21 protein-coding genes and 2 pseudogenes are annotated in these 16,508 nt (G+C 53.6%); all 23 read left to right on the top strand.

The genetic code is table 11. The annotated features are described in order from the left end of the window. The first annotated feature begins 5 nt into the window (after window positions 1-5). Window positions 6-2,168 carry a transcription termination factor Rho gene (rho, locus tag ORD20_RS03175; protein WP_103376201.1) on the top strand — a complete coding sequence of 721 codons (2,163 nt, stop codon included), beginning with the start codon at window positions 6-8 and terminating at the stop codon, window positions 2,166-2,168. Window position 2,169: 1 nt separating this feature from the next. Further along, the gene (locus ORD20_RS03180) at window positions 2,170-2,889 is read left to right on the top strand and encodes a response regulator transcription factor (protein WP_103376200.1); all 720 of its coding nucleotides are present in this window, start codon (window positions 2,170-2,172) and stop codon (window positions 2,887-2,889) included. Window positions 2,890-3,450: 561 nt separating this feature from the next. Continuing rightward, window positions 3,451-3,786 carry a histidine kinase dimerization/phospho-acceptor domain-containing protein gene (locus ORD20_RS03185; RefSeq protein ID WP_430626674.1) on the top strand — a complete coding sequence of 112 codons (336 nt, stop codon included), beginning with the start codon at window positions 3,451-3,453 and terminating at the stop codon, window positions 3,784-3,786. Further along, a pseudogene (locus tag ORD20_RS03190) lies at window positions 3,749-4,378 on the top strand (peptide chain release factor 1); the annotation flags it as partial. The gene ORD20_RS03185 and the pseudogene ORD20_RS03190, both read left to right, overlap by 38 nt. Further along, window positions 4,375-5,226: a peptide chain release factor N(5)-glutamine methyltransferase gene (gene prmC / locus ORD20_RS03195; RefSeq protein WP_103376197.1), complete on the top strand. Its 852-nt coding sequence runs from the start codon at window positions 4,375-4,377 to the stop codon at window positions 5,224-5,226. The pseudogene ORD20_RS03190 and the gene prmC, both read left to right, overlap by 4 nt. Before the next feature lie 7 nt (window positions 5,227-5,233). Then, entirely contained in the window at window positions 5,234-5,572 is a 339-nt protein-coding gene (locus tag ORD20_RS03200; protein ID WP_103376196.1) for a rhodanese-like domain-containing protein, read from the top strand. Between the two features lie 21 nt (window positions 5,573-5,593). After that, window positions 5,594-5,743, top strand: a complete 150-nt coding sequence (locus ORD20_RS03205; protein WP_430626743.1) for a hypothetical protein — start codon at window positions 5,594-5,596, stop codon at window positions 5,741-5,743. Next, a complete protein-coding gene (locus tag ORD20_RS03210; RefSeq protein WP_430626507.1) occupies window positions 5,673-6,344 on the top strand; it encodes an SLC13 family permease in 672 nt (223 codons plus the stop codon). The genes ORD20_RS03205 and ORD20_RS03210 overlap by 71 nt, the downstream gene beginning before the upstream one ends. Window positions 6,345-6,369: 25 nt before the next feature. Next, a complete protein-coding gene (locus ORD20_RS03215) occupies window positions 6,370-7,359 on the top strand; it encodes an L-threonylcarbamoyladenylate synthase (RefSeq protein ID WP_242968608.1) in 990 nt (329 codons plus the stop codon). Then, complete coding sequence (locus ORD20_RS03220) at window positions 7,359-7,835, top strand: protein tyrosine phosphatase (RefSeq protein WP_103376193.1); 477 nt, start codon at window positions 7,359-7,361, stop codon at window positions 7,833-7,835. Before ORD20_RS03215 ends, ORD20_RS03220 begins: the two co-directional genes overlap by 1 nt. A gap of 3 nt (window positions 7,836-7,838) precedes the next feature. Continuing rightward, the gene (gene rpiB / locus ORD20_RS03225) at window positions 7,839-8,285 is read left to right on the top strand and encodes a ribose 5-phosphate isomerase B (RefSeq protein WP_430626508.1); all 447 of its coding nucleotides are present in this window, start codon (window positions 7,839-7,841) and stop codon (window positions 8,283-8,285) included. Between the two features lie 137 nt (window positions 8,286-8,422). Next, on the top strand, window positions 8,423-9,049 hold the full coding sequence (upp, locus tag ORD20_RS03230; RefSeq protein WP_103376191.1) for a uracil phosphoribosyltransferase: 627 nt from the start codon (window positions 8,423-8,425) through the stop codon (window positions 9,047-9,049). 338 nt (window positions 9,050-9,387) lie between these two features. Next, entirely contained in the window at window positions 9,388-9,588 is a 201-nt protein-coding gene (locus tag ORD20_RS03235; protein WP_242968594.1) for an AtpZ/AtpI family protein, read from the top strand. 62 nt (window positions 9,589-9,650) lie between these two features. Next, a complete protein-coding gene (locus tag ORD20_RS03240) occupies window positions 9,651-9,962 on the top strand; it encodes a hypothetical protein (protein ID WP_242968593.1) in 312 nt (103 codons plus the stop codon). Further along, window positions 9,962-10,657 carry a F0F1 ATP synthase subunit A gene (gene atpB / locus ORD20_RS03245; protein ID WP_103376189.1) on the top strand — a complete coding sequence of 232 codons (696 nt, stop codon included), beginning with the start codon at window positions 9,962-9,964 and terminating at the stop codon, window positions 10,655-10,657. The genes ORD20_RS03240 and atpB overlap by 1 nt, the downstream gene beginning before the upstream one ends. A gap of 59 nt (window positions 10,658-10,716) precedes the next feature. After that, complete coding sequence (atpE, locus tag ORD20_RS03250) at window positions 10,717-10,944, top strand: ATP synthase F0 subunit C (protein WP_037912202.1); 228 nt, start codon at window positions 10,717-10,719, stop codon at window positions 10,942-10,944. Between the two features lie 49 nt (window positions 10,945-10,993). Further along, the gene (atpF, locus tag ORD20_RS03255; protein WP_103376188.1) at window positions 10,994-11,488 is read left to right on the top strand and encodes a F0F1 ATP synthase subunit B; all 495 of its coding nucleotides are present in this window, start codon (window positions 10,994-10,996) and stop codon (window positions 11,486-11,488) included. After that, entirely contained in the window at window positions 11,485-12,048 is a 564-nt protein-coding gene (gene atpH, locus ORD20_RS03260; protein ID WP_103376187.1) for an ATP synthase F1 subunit delta, read from the top strand. Before atpF ends, atpH begins: the two co-directional genes overlap by 4 nt. Next, window positions 12,038-12,619: pseudogene (locus tag ORD20_RS03265) on the top strand (F0F1 ATP synthase subunit alpha); the annotation flags it as partial. The gene atpH and the pseudogene ORD20_RS03265, both read left to right, overlap by 11 nt. A 104-nt stretch (window positions 12,620-12,723) precedes the next feature. After that, a complete protein-coding gene (gene atpG, locus ORD20_RS03270; RefSeq protein WP_103376185.1) occupies window positions 12,724-13,581 on the top strand; it encodes an ATP synthase F1 subunit gamma in 858 nt (285 codons plus the stop codon). A gap of 11 nt (window positions 13,582-13,592) precedes the next feature. Beyond that, window positions 13,593-15,020 carry a F0F1 ATP synthase subunit beta gene (gene atpD / locus ORD20_RS03275; protein WP_103376184.1) on the top strand — a complete coding sequence of 476 codons (1,428 nt, stop codon included), beginning with the start codon at window positions 13,593-13,595 and terminating at the stop codon, window positions 15,018-15,020. Window positions 15,021-15,035: 15 nt separating this feature from the next. Next, a complete protein-coding gene (gene atpC, locus ORD20_RS03280; RefSeq protein WP_103376183.1) occupies window positions 15,036-15,464 on the top strand; it encodes an ATP synthase F1 subunit epsilon in 429 nt (142 codons plus the stop codon). Between the two features lie 324 nt (window positions 15,465-15,788). Further along, entirely contained in the window at window positions 15,789-16,505 is a 717-nt protein-coding gene (locus tag ORD20_RS03285) for a YwmB family TATA-box binding protein (protein WP_158246338.1), read from the top strand. Window positions 16,506-16,508: the final 3 nt, after the last annotated feature.

The following is a 16,508-nucleotide window of genomic DNA, read 5'->3' on the forward strand; positions in this document are numbered from 1 at the left end:
GATTCATGGTTGGTGAAGGAACTCAAGAGGGCATGGCAGTCGAAGAGACGAAGCCCAAGCGTCGGCGAACTTCGCGGACGAAGAATGTAGAGGCTGCCCAGTCTGCAACGCCTGCAGAACAATCGTCGTCGGTGGCAGCGGAGGATGCGGTAGAGACTGCATCCGTGGCAACACCTAAAAAGAGAGGGCGTAAGAAAAAAACCGAGCTCTCTACCGAATCTCAAGTCACTGCTGAGCAAGGTGTCGAACCGGTCTCGGACGAGAAGCCCCGCAGGTCGCGGCGTAAATCGCAAAAGGCCCAGACGGAAGAGGCTCTTCCTGTTCAGACGGCAACACAAATGGCCGGCGAGTCAGAGGGAGCCGAAACCGGTGAAAGCCCTGAGGTTAAGAAGCCTAAGCGGCGTTCGAAAAAGACTATGGAACGCGTTGCCGAGTCGACCGATGTTTCTCCTGAACAAACGGTAGCGGCTCCTGCTACGCCAGTAGAACCTGCGAAGCCGCCAGAAACGGAGTTGGCAGCTCCAGCCGCCTTGCCACCATCGCCAGAGGTGACGATACCAGCAGCAACCACACCGACCACCACGAGTTCTGACACCCCTCGTCCTGATCCTTCCCTCGCTTCGGCTCCTGCGTTGCCGGCTGTTCCGGCCGTCATCGCGCCACCGGCGCAATCGGTGTCTGTAAAAACGGGTCCGGCCGCGTCTCCCACGCCGCCACCTGTTCAACCAGGTGGGCAGGATCGTCCCGGCGTACGGGATAAAAATCCTGCGTTTAATGCGGGGAACACAAACAACGGGGCTCCGCGTCCTGCACCCTCCGGTGGACGCGATATGTCCAAACGGCCTGGACCTTCGGGAACGCAACAAGGCGCGCCGCGTCGTGATTTACCGCGTCCGACCCGCGAAAATCAATTGTCGATGGCGCAACTAGATGCGATGACGCTGTTGGATTTGTATAAGCTGGCCCGTTCCTTAAATGTGGAAAACTTTCGGTCTTACCGTAAAGGGGAACTCATTTGGGAAATATTGCGGGCGCGTACACACAAAGATGGCTTTATTTTTGCAGAAGGTCTGCTCGATGTTATTGGTGACTACGGATTTTTACGGCCAACGGACTTTCAGCGTTCCCGGGAAGATGTTTATGTATCGGCCTCTCAAATTCGGCGTTTTGACTTGCGTGCGGGTGACAAAGTGTCGGGTCAAGCTCGTCCCCCGAAAGATGGCGAGCGATATTTCGCATTGCTCCGAGTGGAAGCGGTTAACGGGATGTCGCCGGAAAAGGCGTCAGAACGTCCGGATTTCAATGGCCTTACGCCAATCTTTCCCCAGTCGCGGTTTTATTTGGAAACAACCCGCGAAGAGTTGGCCACGCGTCTTGTCGATATCATTTCGCCGATTGGGAAAGGACAGCGCGGCTTGATTGTGGCACCGCCCAAGGCGGGAAAAACGGTTCTGCTTAAGAAGCTTGCCAATGCCATTGCCGTCAATAGTCCGGAGACGCATCTGATGGTCCTGCTGATTGACGAACGCCCAGAGGAAGTCACCGATATGCAACGCTCCGTGCGTGCGGAGGTGGCCAGTTCAACCTTTGATGAGCCCCCGGAAGATCATATACGGGTTGCCGAAATGGTCTTGGAACGCGCCAAACGCATCGTAGAAATGGGACGCGACGTGGTTATTTTCCTCGACTCGATCACCCGCTTGGCAAGAGCTTACAACCTCACGCTTCCAGCATCGGGTCGGACATTGTCCGGTGGAATGGATCCAGCGGCTTTACACAAGCCGAAGCGATTCTTTGGGGCTGCACGGAAAGTGGAAGAAGGCGGGAGTCTCACGATTTTAGCCACCGCGTTGGTGGATACGGGCTCGCGCATGGATGACGTGATTTATGAAGAATTTAAAGGCACAGGCAATATGGAACTGCATCTCGATCGGAAATTGGCCGAACGTCGGACGTTCCCGGCTGTCGATATCAAACGTTCGGGTACACGTCGTGAAGACTTGCTCTTGACTCCGGAAGAGTTAGAAGTGGTGTGGATGGTTCGTAAGGCCACTCATAATCTGAAAGATGTCGAGGCGACGGAATTGCTTCTGCAGAATTTGCGCCGAACGAAGTCTAATGCCGAATTCTTCCGCATGTTTGCCGCGATGCAAGGAGGCTCCAATTAACATGGACGCTGCGGACAAGAAGCCCGTCATTTTGTTAGTGGATGATGAGGACCATATCCGCGAGCTGTGTCGACTATATTTGCAAAGCGCGGACTTCGAGATTATTGAAGCGGCGGACGGGCTTACAGCCTTAAAAAAACTTGAAGAACATCCGGTGGACTTGGTGGTCCTCGATATCATGCTGCCCGGATTGGATGGCTTTGGGGTGCTCAAAGCGATTCGGGAGCGACAAGTGTGGCTGCCGGTCGTCATGTTAACGGCCGTAGGGGATGAAGAAGACCGGATCGCAGGATTAGAACAAGGGGCGGATGACTACCTTATTAAACCCTTTAGTCCTAAAGAGTTAGTGGCACGGGTGCGGGCAGTCTTACGACGTACCCAGACACCACAAGGACCCGGAGAGACGGAAATTCTTCGTTTTCCAGGATTAATGCTAGATGCACAGCAGCGGTTGGCCACGGCGGGAGGAGAAGTGTTGACATTGACGCCGCGTGAATTTGATCTGTTGTGGTTCTTGGCTCAACATCCTCAACAGGTCTTTAGCCGTGACCAACTGCTTGACCGCGTCTGGGGGTTCGACTTTGAAGGCGATGGGCGCACGGTAGACGTGCATATTACCCGGTTGCGCCAGAAATTGCTGAAGGCGGCAGCGGACTATCAATATGTCGAAACGGTGTGGGGCCAGGGATATCGGTTTAAACCCCACGAGCGTGAAGCTTAAGTGCGCTGGCGGTGGAATTCAAAATTTGGGCGGAGTTTGTCGTCTCGGCTGATTTTTAGTCATGTTGCCGTGACGATTATGGTGCTGGCTATCGCCTTAGGGATTTCCAACATTACGTTTCGCAATTATTTGGTCGGAGCCCAAGTCAGAGATTTGGCGACTCGTGGGCAAAGTATATCAGGGGTCATGCAAGGATACTTTACGGGGACTCTGTATGGGCCAGAAGCGGCCTATTTGGTGAGTGTCTTGCAAGGCACGTTGAACGATCGCGTGTTTGTCTTGGATGATACCGGTCAGATTCTCTTGGAAACGGGAAATAAGCGGTTGCCGGCGGCCCCGTGGTCAGAAGCCATTCTGGTTCGGGTGTTGGAAGATGGACAGCAGTTTCAAGGGGTGTTAGAAGGACCGAATCATGTAGCGGAGGCCACCGCCGGTGTGCCGGTGATTGCGCATGGCCACATTTATGGCGCGGTGTTTCTGGAAGCGCCGCTTAGTAACTCGAACCATACGGCGCGATCCCTTACGGGGCTGTTACTATTAGGTGAAATCGCCGCGATTGTGATGGCCGCAATTTTAGCCTATGGGTTTTCTAAACGGTTGGCCCAGCCTTTATTAGCTCTACGGGAGACCGTGTCACAGATGGGGCGGGATAATGCGCATGAGGTGCATGCTCAAGAGCAGGGCGCACAAGAGGTGCGGGAGCTGGCCCAGGAGTTTAACCGCATGGCGGACCGTATAACCTCACAGATGCACCAATTAAGAAAAGAAGCAGAAGTCAGGGATACGTTGTTGGCCCACGTGGCCCACGACTTGCGGACCCCATTGACATCGATTCGCGGGTTTCTTGAAGCCATTCGCGACGGAATGGTTGAGGGCGAACGATATTGGTGGGTTTAAAGAAATCATTTTTATGATCCAAGGTCATGGTGCCTACAGTCATTTAAAATTTGAGCGGGGTGTGCACCGCGTGCAACGTGTGCCAGTGACTGAGGCGGGTGGACGGATTCATACCTCCACGGTGACTGTTGCTGTTCTGCCTGAGGTGGAAGAGGTTGAGGTGCATATTGATCCGGAGGAATTGCGGATTGATACCATGCGCGCAAGTGGAGCGGGTGGGCAGCACGTCAATAAAACGGAATCAGCGGTGCGAATTACGCATTTGCCGACGGGCATAGTGGTAACCTGCCAGGATGAAAAGTCCCAATTGAAGAACCGCGACAAAGCGATGACGGTGCTGCGCGCGCGGCTCAAGAATTTGTACGACAGTACGCAGGCCCGCGAGATTGCCGATGAGCGCCGACAGCAAGTGGGGACAGGCGACCGGTCTGAACGCATAAGAACTTATAACTTTCCTCAAGGGCGCGTGACGGATCACCGTGTGGGAGTGACTCTGCACCGTTTGGATGACGTGCTAGATGGTGATATTGAGGAGATTATTGAGGCGCTGCAGGCCCAAGAACAAGAAGAGAGGCTCCAGGAGGGATCATGACGGACACGCCTTCGTGGCGAACGTTGGTGACACGTGGCGCTGCGCGTTTGGCCAGCGCAGGGGTTGAAGTCTCTTACCGGGAAGCCCAAAGTCTTTGGTGTCAGGCCTCCGGGGTACCCTTGGTACGCTGGTTGTCTGGCCAGGAACGGGTGACCCCTTCGATGCGTGCGCATTTTGAGGAAGCGATTGACCAGCGTTGTCAACGCGTCCCATATCATTACATTGTGGGTCGAAGAGAGTTTATGGGTTTAGACCTTATGGTCGATTCCCGCGTCTTAATTCCTCGGCCGGAAACAGAGCATTTAGTCGAGCGGGTACTCCGGGATACGGCCAAAACGACCCAAAGGATTGTTGATGTGGGCACGGGAAGTGGGGCGGTAGCGTTAGCTTTGGCGTATTATGGAGACCCAAAGTGGCATATTATGGGGGTAGACATTAGCTCTAGTGCGTTGGCAGTGGCACAAGACAACGCGCACCGCATTGCGACTCGGACAGAGATTCAATGGATTTACGGCGATTTACTGGATGAGGTTGCAGGGCCTCTAACAGTCGTTGTGGCGAATTTGCCGTATGTTGATATCGATCAAGCGGGCGAATTGGAGCCCGAGCTACAGTACGAACCGGCTTGCGCCCTATATGCCCCTGAGCAAGGACTCGCGGTGATTAAAAGGCTCATTCGCCAGCTTCCCACTAAGTTGGCAATGAAAGGCCGTGTGTACTTAGAAATCGGTGCGGGTCAGGCGGATGCGGTAGAGGAACTCTTGAGGGATCAACAATTCACCGTGCTGGAGCGGGAGAAGGATTTAGCAGGCATTGACCGTATCATATGTGCGGAAAGAAAGGCGTGAAGTACCTATGGCTGACACCATTAGTGCCTCTGACTTAGCGCAACTATTGAAAAATGCTAAGCCCCAACATCCGGTTGTCGTGATTGATGTCCGGTTGGGTCAAGTGGGGGCTATTCCTGGCGCTTATCATGTTCCCGTTACCGATCTGGAAGACAAGGAGTGGCACTGGGATCCGGAAGCGGATGTGGTGGTGTATTGTCAACTGGGTAAAGGCGGCAGCGATTACGCCGCGGAAGTCTTAGAGGAGCAGGGTTATCATAAAGTACATAAGCTCGGTGGGGGGTTCAATGCCTGGGAGGCATGGATGCAAGAGCACCCAGAAGACATACCGCCTAAAGAGAAATAACCCCGGAAGGGGGAGCCTTTCGTGACAGAAGCGCAAATCTCTTTGGACCCCTCCGGCCATTTTGCTATTAGTCGGATTGGCGGCGATCGTACCTTATTTCATGACATTTTCATCAAATCCCTTGCCAGCCGAGATGGACGGACCTCGCAGGCTGCAGGAGTTTCCGCTTGAATCACGTCGGGGACTTTTGCTGACGATATTGGCGGGGGTGCTCGTGGCATTTGTGCTACAAAGAGAGTGGCATCTTGCGGCTGGCACTATCGCGATGGCTGGAGCCGCCTTAGGCATGCTAGCTAGTATTGGAAAGAGTGTGCGGATTTGGAATCAAGTCGATTGGGGAACTTTAGGTTTTTTTATTGGCATTTTCATTCTTGTTGGGGCACTTGAACATGGCGGCGTAATTGCCCATTTAGCCAAATTTTTGGCGCAGCATCCGTTGGGACAGTGGATGCCCCTCACAATTTTAGTGGGCAGTGCGCTGTTCTCGGCGTTGTTGGATAACGTCCCACTAGTCGCGGCAATGATACCATTGGTTCAACGCCTAGGGCAGATGCATCCTGAATATGGGGTGGAATTGTGGGCCGCATTGGCTCTGGGGGCTGCGATTGGCGGTAATGCCACGATTATTGGGGCATCGGCCAACGTGGTGGCTCAAGGTATGGCGGAGGAACGGGGTTACCGTTTGGAATTTAGGCGGTATCTCCCGTTTGGTCTTAGCGTATTTGCTGTGACCTTGGTTTTAGGGATAATTTATGTCATGCTATTGGGGTGAAAAGGGGTAATGGCCATTGCAGACTGTGATCTTGCCTGAGGATCGGCTAGCACCAGCGATAGAGGCGCTCAAAGCAGGAGAGGTCGTGGCTTTCCCTACTGAGACCGTATATGGGTTGGGAGCCAATGCACAAGACCCTCAGGCATGCCGTAAAATTTTCGAAGCTAAGGGACGGCCCGTCGACAATCCCTTAATCGTCCACGTGCTTGATGAAAACCAGCTGCGTGAGTTGGTGCCTGGGCCTTTGCCGGAGTGTGCCAAGCGGTTAGTCCATGCTTTTTGGCCGGGGCCCTTGACCCTTGTTCTCGAAGCGGACAAGCGCGTGTCTGAGGTGGTGCGGGGAGGCTTGCCGACCGTGGCGGTCAGGGCTCCTAACCATCCGGTTGCACGCGCCCTGATTGACGGCTTGAAGGCGCCGATTGCTGCGCCCAGCGCCAATCGGTCGGGCCGCCCCAGTCCCACGCGGGCTACGGATGTGCTAAGGGACCTCCAAGGCCGGGTTCCTTATATCATTGATGGCGGCGATAGTATGGTGGGGCTGGAATCAACCATAGTTGATTGTGCTGTGGACCCGCCAGTTCTTCTGCGCCCGGGATTCATAGGGCGTGATCGTTTGGAGAAGGTTTTAGGCCAACCGGTATTGCTCGCGGGACCGGAGACGACTCACCGTGCGCCGGGAATGAAATATCGACATTACGCTCCCCAAGCTCCGGTCATTTGGCTTAATATGAGAGATGATCAGCGCATTGGCCAAGAACTCGATCATTTGCGCCAGGAGTTTTCGACGCTTGCTCTTTTAGCCCCATTACGGTGGCAGGCTTATCCGGCGCAAGCTTTTCGTCCAATTGGGCAGGATGTTAACACGGTAGCGCATGGACTTTTTACCGGCTTCCGGGAATTGGATGACATGCATCCCGGTGCGATTGTGGTGATATGGCCTAAAGATACGGCTGGTGTGGGTTTGGCGGTGGCGAATCGTTTAGGGAAGGCTGCATCGAGGCAGGTGGAGGAGTAATGCCGAAGACACAAAGGAATATTCTTTTTGTCTGCACGGGCAATACGTGTCGCAGTGCCATGGCCGAAGCGCTATGGCGGGCGATGGATATAGAGTGTTGGCCCGCCAGCTCTGCAGGTGTAGCGGCCTGGCCAGGTCAAGCGGCCGAAGAATTTGCTCAGGAGGCGGTCAAGCCCTATGGGGGTGATCTGAGCCGCCACCGTTCTCGCGATGTGTCTAATCTTGACGAGGACTATTACTTAATTTTGACCATGACAACGTCCCAAGCGCAAACCGTGCGCCGACTGCGCCCAAAATGGGCCGACAAGACATTCGTGTTACCACAATTTTTAGGCGAGGGCGGAGAAATAACTGACCCGCTAGGTACCAACCAAGTGTATTATGATTCTTTAGCATGGCGTCTTTATCGTCTCCTTGCCCGTCTTAAAGAGAAACTCGGGCAGGATTATTGCGCCAAGGCAGAAACGGGGGAATAAAGCATGCGGATTGCGGTCGGAGCGGATCATGCAGGATGGCCGTTAAAGGAAATTTTGGTCAATCACCTCATTGATCAAGGCTGGGATGTTGAAGATTTCGGGACATTTGGACCGGATTCGGTGGATTACCCGGATTATGCGAATAAGGTGGCGGTGGCTGTCGCGGCGGGTGACGTCGAGCGCGGATTGTTAATCTGTGGCAGTGGTTTAGGGATGGCGATTGTTGCCAATAAAACCGCCGGCGTACGGGCTGCTGTAGCCAATGATGTGGTCTCCGCGCGGCTGTCACGCCAGCACAATGACGCGAACGTTTTGACGATGGGAGGACGCCTGATTGCTCCTGAGTTGGCGCAAGAAGTGCTTGACGTTTGGCTAACCACGGCCTTTGACGGCGGCCGCCATATTCGTCGTCTGCAGAAAATTGAACAAATCGAGCACCCTGGCATGTAATCGCGAGGACTCGCCTCATAGGGGCGGCCACAGGTCTTAGCCTGGGCCGCCGATTATGGTCAGTACCCGTACGCCGGATATGTTGGGATGATATAGGCTAGCGTGACGTGGTATGTGCTGACATGAAGGAGCCATTTATGCTGATTGTTGTGGACCATCCACTTGTCAAAGTCCATATTTCCATCTTGCGCCGCCAAGAGACAGGAACAGATGCTTTTCGGCAACATTTGACGGCCTTAACGCGGTTGTTGGCATTTCCCGCCTTGCAGGACTTGGAACTGACTCCCATATCGGTGAGGACACCTTTGGCGGAAACGACAGGATATAGGGTACAGAAAATGTTGGTGCTCGTTCCGGTGCTTAGGGCGGGACTCGGAATGGTGGAAGGCTTTCGTGATGTTGTACCAGACACGGTGGTGTCCCATTTGGGCATGTACCGTGACCACCGCACCTTGAAGCCTATTCGGTATTACAGCAACTTTCCCGCATCGTATCACGACCATCCGGTCATTTTATTGGACCCCATGCTAGCGACGGGGGGATCGGCCGTCGATGCTCTTGACTATCTTAAGGCGGAAGGCGCTCGCAACATCCGTGTTGTTAGTATTATCAGCGCCCCAGAGGGTGTCAAAAAGCTTGAAGAGTGTCATCCGGATGTTCGGGTCTATACGGCTCAATTGGATGAGCGTCTAAACGAACTCGGATATATTATTCCGGGATTAGGAGATGCCGGCGACCGTCAATTTGGGACTGTGCCGGATTGATGTCGGTCCATGGGGTTTCAAGGGGAGATAGCCCGCCTGAGTCTATTGACGGGTTTTTTGCCCTGGACTATACTTATCGATTGTGAGGGTTTTCACCTTCATACCCATGTTGGTATCTGTCGAGTGTGCAGACTGCCGTGAACTTCCCGAAATTCAGTCCGTATTGGCGGTAGAGACCCTGCAGTGATTTGCGCGGAACAATCTCTTCAGCCAAGGCACATGTTGGGAGTCTGCCTGGTAGGTTTTCATAATTATGCCGATTATGGGCAAACTTTCAACGGGAATGATCGAGAAGAGGGTGAATAACGACGGGATCAGAGAAGAATGGCAAACGTCCATTGACCGCAACCCGTGGACTGGGTATTGCAATGACTCTGTCGCTTCAACTGGTCGCTGCCGTAATCATCGGACTGCTTCTTGGTCGGTGGCTGGATGGACTGCTGCATACAGGTCCGCTGTTTACCATCCTAGGAGTATTACTCGGAATGGGATCTGGAATGTGGGGAGTTTATCGCTTGGCCCGGGTCTTGCTAAAGTGAAAGAATTTTCAATGCTCTGGCGGAGATCGGCTGCAGCGTCTCTAAGCCTTGCGGGTTGCCTCGTGCTCATCGGAGTGCTTGTCCCAAATCGCATCATTTTCTTCAGTATGGCAGCGGGGATACTTCCCGGCATTGTGGACTTGGTGGGGCTCGGCCTGCGCTTGCCGCTCTGGGCAAAGTTAAACCAGCGTGCAGCGTTGACTAGCATTAATTTGCGGCTCTTTTCACGGTTGATACTGCTTGGGGTGTTTTTTTACGTCATTCAGCATTACACGACTCTCAGTGTAGGCTGGTCGTTGCTCGGGATCTTTGTGCCTTATGCGATATATCTGATCTGGGCGATATTCAGGTCGCGGCACAAGGGGGTGAATTGATGGTTTTTTCATTGACACAATTTGAATGGCCGCCGTTTTACACCGGTCTTTTGGCCATGCTAGTTGTCCTTGCGTTTGGTTTAGCGGCCGTGCGCAATGTGACCTCTGCTGTGCCGAGCGGGGCACAAAATCTCTTGGAAAGTGCATTGGAAACTTTTCAGGAGTTAGTGGAGCAGATGGCGCCCAAAGAGTTGGCGCCCAATTTAACGTTGTTAGCCCTAACCCTGTTCCTTCTTTTAGTGGTTGCCAACATTGTGGGGTTATTGCCCTTGCCCGGAATCGGGGGGACCCGCTGGATTCATTCGCCAACGGCCTTTTTGAGTATGCCTGCTGGGCTGGCGATTGTGATCTTTCTTCTCATTCAATGGTCTGGGATCAAATACAAAGGCCTGGGAGGATTTTTGGTCGGCTGGTTTTGGCGGCCTATCCCGGTATTTGGCTTTATCGTCAATGCGCTTGAGCAGCTTGTCATGCCGGTGAGCTTGGCTTTTCGGTTGTTCGGAAACATTTTGGCAGGAGAATTAGTGCTCCGCATGACGACGAATTTACCCCACGACTGGGCCGGCTGGATAGTCGTTGTGGTGGTGGGAACCGCCTGGCTCATTTTCAGTCTGGTGATTTCTTTGATTCAAGCGTTGATTTTCACGATTTTGATGGTGGCTTATATGAGTATTCAAGCGAGCAACGAGCATTAAGTCCAGGCAAGAACACAAACAGAAGATTACAGCGGAAAAAGCTCAAGGAGGAATAACGCGTGAGTTCACATGATATTTTGTTGTTCATTGGAGCACTAGCAGCGGCAGGTGGCGCCATCGGCGCGGGTATTGGTAACGGTTTGGTTATGGGACGGATGGTCGAAGGTGTCGGGCGGCAGCCGGAAGCACTAGGTCGTCTTTTGACATGGGCATTGGTTGGTGTGGCCTTGGTGGAAGCATGGCCAGTTATTACCTTCGTGCTGTTCGTCTTTACCAAGATTGGTTAGTCCCGGAGCCGTAGGAACGCTGAGATTGCCACAAAAGGGGAGTTAAACTGTGTCCAGCACATCGTTAACATTGGGCAATATGATTGCTGGCGTGCTGCAATGGGTCATTTTGCTCATTCTCATGCGCCTGTATGTATACAAGCCCCTTCTAGCAGCCATGCAAAAGCGCCGGGAAAACATTGGCAAGCAAATTCATGATGCGGATGCTTTGCGAGAGGAAGCCGAGAAATTTGCCAGCGAGCGGGAATCTCTGTTAAAGCAGGCGCGGGAAGATGCCAAGACCTTGATTGCTCAGGCGCGTCGTGAAGGGGAAGAAGAAGCCAAAAAGATTGTAGAAGCGGCTCAGCGCGAGGCAAGTTACCGTCAACGTACCGCCCTTGAAGAAATTCAGCGCGAGCGGGACAATGCGTTGCAAACCATTCGGTCGGAAGTCGCGGGCCTAGTAATGCATGCCACGGGCAAACTCTTGGAGCGGAATCTCGATGCCAAAGACCAAGAGCGATACCTTGATGAGGTGCTTCAGGATGCGGGGCAGCTGCAATGATAGATGCGCGCGCTGCACGACCTTATGCTCGAGCCTTATTCGGCTTGGCTGACGATACCAAGAGCGTTGAGCGGGTGCATACAGAGTTTCGGGAAGTCGTGGACACGTTGAACGATCATCCTGACCTCCAAGGGTTTCTTCATCATCCGCAGGTGTCGCATCATGCCAAGAAGGAGACATTGCACAGAGTCTTTGGTTCCCGTGTGTCCCCTGTTATTCTCCACTTTTTAAACGTGGTTGTAGATAAGGACCGTCAAGAGCTTCTACCTGCGATCTATGACGAGTTTACGGCCTTAGTCGAGGATAGCCGCGGTATCTTGGAAGCGCATGTCGAGACCGCGAGCGCCTTAAGTGCGGAGCAAAAGCAAATGTTTGCAGAAAAGCTGGGAAGGGCCACTGGACGGAATGTGGTCATTGTCGCCCATGAAAATCCTGCTCTGATGGCGGGCGCGATCATTCGAATTGGGGATCGTGTGCTCGATGGAAGCCTTCGGCGGCGAATGGAGCTTCTGGGTGCGCGTCTGCGTGGAAACGGAGGAGGGTTAGTCGTTGAGCATTAAACCTGAAGAAATTAGTGCCATTCTCAGAGAAGAAATAGAAAAATACGATGTGGCGACCGAGCTTTCCGAATCTGGCGTCGTCTTGAGTGTCGGTGATGGTATCTGCAGGATCTATGGCCTCTCCAATTGTATGGCCGGAGAAATGCTGGAATTTGAAAATGGCGTCTTTGGAATGGCTTTGAACTTAGCCGAAGACAATGTTGGCTGCGTGATATTAGGCAGTGACACGGGCATTAAAGAAGGCAACCGGGTCAAACGGACCGGTACAATGGTGGAAGTGCCCGTGGGAGAGGCGCTTATTGGACGCGTCGTCAATGCCCTAGGGATGCCTATCGATGGCAAAGGTCCGCTTCACACGGATCGTAAACGACCGGTGGAATATCCCGCTCCGGGCATCATTATGCGCGAACCGGTCAACCGGCCCTTGCAGACGGGGATTAAGGCAATCGACTCGATGATTCCCATTGGTCGGGGCCAGCGCGAATTAATTATTGGTGACCGCCAGACGGGTAAAACGGCCATTGCGGTGGACACGATTCTGAACCAGAAGGGCCAAGATGTTTTGTGCATCCCGAAATTTACGAGGCCTTGCACAAAGATCGTGCTTTTACGGACCAAACGACGCAACGGTTAACGGACGCCATTGAGGAATTCAAGAAAACGGCGGTGTTGTAAATGGCAGCGGGCGGACTGAAAGAAGTCGATCGTAGAATCAAAAGCGTAAAGAATACGCAGCAGATTACCCGGGCGATGAAAATGGTGGCCGCTGCCAAGCTCCGGAAAGCCGAGTTGCGGGCCAAAAAGGCGCGGGACTATTTCGAGCAGATTCAAGCCGTGACGCGGCGGGCCGTCAGCAAAGGGGGAGCTCAAAAGCTCGTGGCTCCACGCACCGTGCAGCGCAAAGGATTTGTGATTATCACCTCAGCACGGGGACTTGCGGGACCATATAACGCGAACGTTTTGCGGCAGGCTGTCGCCAAGATGCAGGAAGTGGGAGGGAAGAACGCCGCGGCCTTTGCCATTGGACGTAAGGGACGCGACTATCTAGCCCACCGAAACATTCCCATTTTGCAAGAGTTTTTGGGAGTAGGCGATGACCCGACATTACATCAGGCCCAAGCGATCGCACGGGAAATCTTGCAGCAGTACCTTGGTGGTGAGGTCGATGAGGTGTGGCTGACGTATACCAAATTCATCAATCCACTGACCCACGAGGTTCGTACCCTTAGGGTATTGCCTGTCGAAGAACCGCCAGCGGAGGAGTCTGGCGCAGAGCGCAGCTACGTATTCGAGCCAGATCCGGAAACGGTGTTTAACGACTTGCTTCCGCGGTACGTGGAAGTCGTCATCTTTAGCGCTCTTTTAGAGTCTAAAGCAAGTGAACACGGGGCGCGGATGACGGCAATGGATTCCGCCAGCAAGAATGCGGATGAGTTGATTCGCCAGATGATATTGATGCGGAACCGCTTGCGTCAGGCGGCAATTACACGGGAGATTGCCGAGTTGGTTAGCGGCGCCGAAGCATTGGAATAGGAGGATCAAGGGTGGCAGCACACGAAGGCAAGGTCGTAGAGATTTTGGGGCCAGTAGTGGAAGTGGAGTTTCCCCAAGGCCACATGCCGGCCATATATAACGCGTTACATGTGGTAGCGGACGCAAAAGAGGGTTCAGAAACGACCGCAGGCTCGGATGCCGTGGATTTGGCCTTGGAAGTGGTTCATCAAATTGGTGATAACCGAGTCAGCTGCATCGCAATGGCGTCCACCGATGGCTTAGTCCGGGGCATGCGGGTCATTGACGAGGGACACCCTATCAGTGTTCCGGTCGGCAATGTGACCTTAGGGCGCATGTTCAACGTGTTGGGCCAGCCCATCGACGGCAAAGGTCCTGTTCAAGTTGAAAGTACGATGCCGATTCACCGGTCAGCGCCGAGCTTTACGGAGCAGGCGGTGTCTACAGAGATTTTTGAAACCGGGATCAAGGTCATTGATTTAATGGCTCCGTATCCAAAGGGAGGTAAAGTGGGGCTCTTTGGCGGTGCTGGTGTAGGCAAAACGGTGTTGATTATGGAGTTGATTCACAACATTGCGACCGAGCACGGCGGATTTTCGGTGTTTGCCGGGGTCGGCGAGCGCACGCGTGAAGGCAATGACTTGTACCTCGAAATGTCTGAATCTGGGGTTATCGACAAAACTGCCTTGGTCTATGGTCAAATGAATGAACCCCCCGGGGTGCGTATGCGCGTGGCTTTGTCCGGCGTGACGATGGCCGAGTACTTCCGTGACCAAGAAGGCCGTGACGTGCTGTTCTTCGTCGACAACATCTTCCGCTTTATTCAAGCGGGGTCTGAGGTTTCGGCATTACTCGGCCGTATGCCTTCAGCGGTGGGATATCAACCGGTGTTAGCGACGGACATCGGTGATTTGGAGGAGCGGATTACCTCAACCAAGAAGGGCTCCATTACCTCTATTCAAGCGGTATATGTGCCCGCCGACGACTATACCGATCCGGCTCCAGCAACGACATTTGCGCACTTGGATGCCACGACCAACTTGGAGCGGCGTATTTCTGAGAAGGGGATTTTCCCGGCTGTGGATCCGTTAGCGTCAACGTCACGGATTTTAGACCCACAGGTGGTCGGTGAGGAGCACTACGCGGTGGCCCGCGGTGTTCAGGCTGTGCTTCAGCGCTATAAGGAACTCCAGGACATTATTGCCATTCTGGGGATGGATGAGCTGAGCGATGATGACAAGCTGATTGTCGCTCGTGCTAGGAAATTAGAGCGGTTCTTGTCTCAACCGATGTTTGTGGCGGAACAATTTACCGGAACCCCCGGAAAGTATGTACCGATTCGCGAAAGCGTTCGGGGCTTCAAGGAAATCTTAGAAGGGCGTCATGACGATCTCCCTGAAATGGCGTTTTACATGGTGGGGTCTATTGATGAGGCCGTCGAGAAAGCCAAGACCCTTTAGGGCAGGGGGGACATTATGGCGACACCGTATCATTTGAAAATCGTGACACCTGAACGCACCGTGGTTGACGGGCCTGTGACGTATATTATCGTCCGGTCGACCGAGGGAGAAATTGGCATTTTAGCCCATCATATGCAAATTATCACTCCGTTGGTGCCTCACATCATCACGGTCTACCCTGAAGCGGGTAATGTTGAACAGTTCACAATCGGCGGGGGCTTTCTCGAAGTGGGAAATGACACAACGGTTGTGTTGGCTGATTCGGCCGAACGCGCTTCGGAAATTGACGTAGCACGAGCCCAGTTGGCTCGTCAACGAGCGCTCGAGACGATTGCCCAAGCCAAACCGGATATTGACTTGATTCGGGCTAAGCGCGCTTTGCAGCGCGCAGAAAATCGTCTAAAACTGGCTGGGCACAGTGCGGGCGGTATGACATCGGCTTAAGCAACGTGGACCAAAAGGACTCTGCAGACATCCTCTGCGGAGTCCTTTTTTATGTACTAGGGATGAAGGCAGGGGATTAAACACGACCGGGCTGAGGAGCATTCCCGTCTCATTTCAGTCTTCGGCTGAACAAGGTGCTATGTCGTGCGGTGACCTATGGGGGTGGGGGACCAAGGGCTTATTTATTTACCGAGATTATCTACGAAAGACGGTACTGGCGACTCTCCCTCCGTGCATCTGTCCTCGTCGTCATCTTCTGTCATGTATGAACTGACCCCTGGGGTGGAACAATCTGGTAGACAACACTTCATAGGGGGACAAGACATGAAAGCCATTGTGAAAAACGGATTATGGGTCCTCGCGGTTGCCATTCTTGTGTGGATGGGGGCGAGTGTAAGGGCTGCCGTAATTTCGCCGCTTATGACCGCATTTCAGGCGACAAAGGCTACTCCACAGGGATTTAGTATCAATGGCTGGGTGGAAATGGCGGGGACAGCACGGGGAATGTCATTAAGACAGTGGGTCAACAAACTGGCGACGCAGAGTCACGTCACGGGTACGGTGCAACAAACCCAGGGCGCAGACTATCAAAAGGCCGATATCCATGCAACCATTGCCGGTTTCAAGACCGAACTGATCGCGGAACGTCTGGCCTCTGGCGCGACCTATCTCGTTATTGACCGGGTAGGCAGTCAAGGGTTTCATGGGTTAAGTGAAAGCACCGCTCTCGTGCGGCGCATCCTGGCCCCTTATGGCGCGGTTCATCTGTCCCTAACCTTGCAGGGGACCTTACCTCACCCTTTGACGGTGAGCCAGGAAGAATCCTTGGTTAATCAGGCCTTTCGTGCAGTCGGAGCATCGCGTGTCAACGGCATTCAAACCCCTCAGTACGTGTCGGTCGCGGGATACACGGCGTTCATTCATTCCCACGACTCTCTTCAGGGGCACGCGGTCAATTTGCAAGTGGCGACGAACTACAACACCTATTGGGACGAAGAGCAGGTTGATGTAGGTACGCCTTTGGTGACCGTGACTTATTGAGTG

This window comes from Sulfobacillus thermotolerans (genome assembly GCF_039623705.1).
GTDB classification, from domain to species: Bacteria; Bacillota; Sulfobacillia; order Sulfobacillales; family Sulfobacillaceae; genus Sulfobacillus; species Sulfobacillus thermotolerans.